The 2450-nt window shown below is 71.3% G+C and carries 2 protein-coding genes; both read right to left on the bottom strand.

The features are described 5' to 3' along the window. Positions 1 to 988 (bottom strand): carbohydrate ABC transporter permease (locus ACFU99_RS33805; protein WP_384399413.1); only part of this gene is annotated, 988 nt, incomplete at its 3' end. Positions 989 to 997: 9 nt separating this feature from the next. After that, positions 998 to 2329, bottom strand: coding sequence for an ABC transporter substrate-binding protein (locus tag ACFU99_RS33800; protein WP_384399410.1), 1332 nt, complete (start codon positions 2327 to 2329; stop codon positions 998 to 1000). Between the last annotated feature and the right edge of the window lie 121 nt (positions 2330 to 2450).

Below are 2450 nucleotides of genomic sequence, written 5' to 3'. Positions count from 1 at the left end.
GCACTGCCGCTCCTGTACGGGCGACTGGGCGGTCGGCATGCCGCCCCGTCTGGTCTGCCCCGGCTGTGCGCTCGCGGCGGACCACGCGCATCACGACGCCCACGATGATCAGCGCGACGGCGAGGACGTAGGCGGCGGCGGCTCCGTACCCGGCGGTGAACTCCTTGAAGGCCTGCTCCCAGATGAAGTAGACGATCACGGTGGTCGAACCGAGGGGCCCGCCCTTGGTGGTCACGTAGACGAGGTCGAAGACCTGGAGGGACTGGATGGTCTGCCACAGCAGGAGGAACACGCTCACCGGAGCCAGCGAGGGCAGCGTCACATGGCGCAGGATCTGGAGCCGGCCCGCGCCGTCCAGGCGCGCGGCCTCGACCAGCGACGGCTGGACGTCCTGAAGCGCCGCCAGGTAGATGACGGTGCACAGGCCCGTACCGCTCCACAGGGTGATGGCGACCAGGACGAGCAGCGCCTGCGAGGGGTCGGTGAGGAAGCCCTGTGGGGAGATGCCCAGATGGTTCAGGACGGAGTTGGCCGCGCCGAACTGCGGGTCGAGGATGAAGGAGAACAGCACGCCCTGCGCGGTGGCGGAGATGACGAACGGGACGAAGAACAGCGTCCGGTAGAGCCCGACGAAGCGGATGCGCCGGTTGAGCGCGAGGGCCAGGGCGAGCCCGATGACGATGCTCAGGGGTACGTACAGCACCGTGTAGAGCAGGGTGTTCCGCACGGCCTGGTGGAAGTTCGGGTCCTGGCTGAGCGCGTGGTAGTTCTCCAGGCCCACCCAGCGGCTCGGGGTGACGAGGTCATTGGCCTGGAAGGACAGCAGCAGCGACCAGATGACCGGCAGGACGCTCAGACCGAGGATGACGATCACGGCGGGCGAGATGAACGCCCAGGCCGTGGCCGACTCCTTGCGGCGCCGGCGGCGCAGGGCACGCGGCTCCGGCTGTTTCCGCGGCAGGGTCAGAGGTGCGGGAAGTTGCGGCATGTCGGGTCCTCAGCGCGGTATGAGCAGGGCGGCGTTGGACTCCTCGGCGCAGGAGCGCACCGCGGCGGCGGGGCTCTTGCGGCCGAGCAGCACGGCGATGATGGCCTGCCCCAGGGAGCGCGAGAGGCGCGGGTAGGCCGGGTGCACGGGGCGTACCCGCGCCGAGGTGACCGCCTCGGTGAACACGGACATGCCGGGCGTACGGGCGGCGTGCTCGCGCCAGGCCGGGCGGTCCTCGCTGCGGCGGCTCAGCGGCAGGCTGCCCGCCTCGATGTCCCAGCGGCTGTCCTGGGTGGGCTGGGTCAGCCAGCTCGCGAATTCGTACGCGGCCTTCGCGCGGGCCTCGCCGTTGTCGAACAGCACCCAGGTGTCGGGCCCGGAGATGGTCACGGGGCGGCGGCTGAAGGTGGGCATCGGCACGACGTGGTAGTCGAGCTTCGCCTGCACGATGTCCGGAAGCGCCCAGGGAGCGGACAGCGACATGCCCATCCGGTCGGAGAGGAAGACCTGGTCCAGCTGCTCGCTGCCGGGCTTGGGGTCGATGTAGACGCTTTTGTCGTCCGCCAGTCTCTTGAGTACCTCCAGGGCGCGGGGGCCCGCCTTCTCGAAGCCGATGCTCTTCCCGTCCTCGGCGATGACGTCGCCGCCCAGGTCCCACACCATCGGCCACAGCCGCCACACCGTGTCCTCGTCGCCGGTGCCGGGCCAGCCGGTGCCGAACCGCCCCTTGGCCGGGCTGGTGAGGCGGCGGGCGATGTCGGTGAACTCGTCCCAGGTCCAGCCCGGCTTGGGCAGGTCGACCCCGGCGTCGGCGAACACCTTCTTGTTGCAGATCACGGCCATGGCGTCGAGGAGGGCGGGCAGCGCGCGGACCTTGCCGTTGACGGTGACGGCCTCGCGGGCCGGCGCGTGGAAGTTGCGCCACGGCATCGGGCCCCGGTGCACCTTCTCGGTCAGGTCGACCACCTGCGGGCTGCGGGCCACGTTCGCGAGGTCGGAGCCGAAGATGTAGGCGATGTCGGGGTAGGAGCCGGAGGCGAGCGCGGCGGTCACCTTCTGGAGCATGGTGTCGGCCAGCACGCCGCCGCCCATGTCCACCCGGATCTTGGGGTGGGCCCGCTCGAACTCGGCGGCCAGGTTCTTCATGACCTTGGCGGCGGTGTCGTTCTGCCCGTGCCACATCTGGATCGTGACGCGGCCGTCGGCGCCGACCCCGCTGGCGGTGTCCGCCGCGCAGCCGGACAGGGCGCCGCCGGCCGCCGCCGCGAGGGCGCCGACGCCGCCGGCGCGCAGCACACCGCGCCGGGTTGGCCGGCCGGGCGCTCGGGGGACTGCTGTCATCACTACCTCCAGGGGTTTGGCGCCCTGCTTCTGGCCGGCGCCGCCGCGGACGGGGCGGGACGGCGGGGAACATATAAAGGACGGCGAAGGGGGAGCGGAAGGGGGCGGGGACGAGAAGGGG

Origin of the sequence: Streptomyces sp. NPDC057654 (genome assembly GCF_042800135.1) — a bacterium.
In the GTDB taxonomy this organism is placed as follows: Bacteria; Actinomycetota; Actinomycetes; order Streptomycetales; family Streptomycetaceae; genus Streptomyces.
This window is presented reverse-complemented; position numbering and strand designations above follow the sequence as displayed.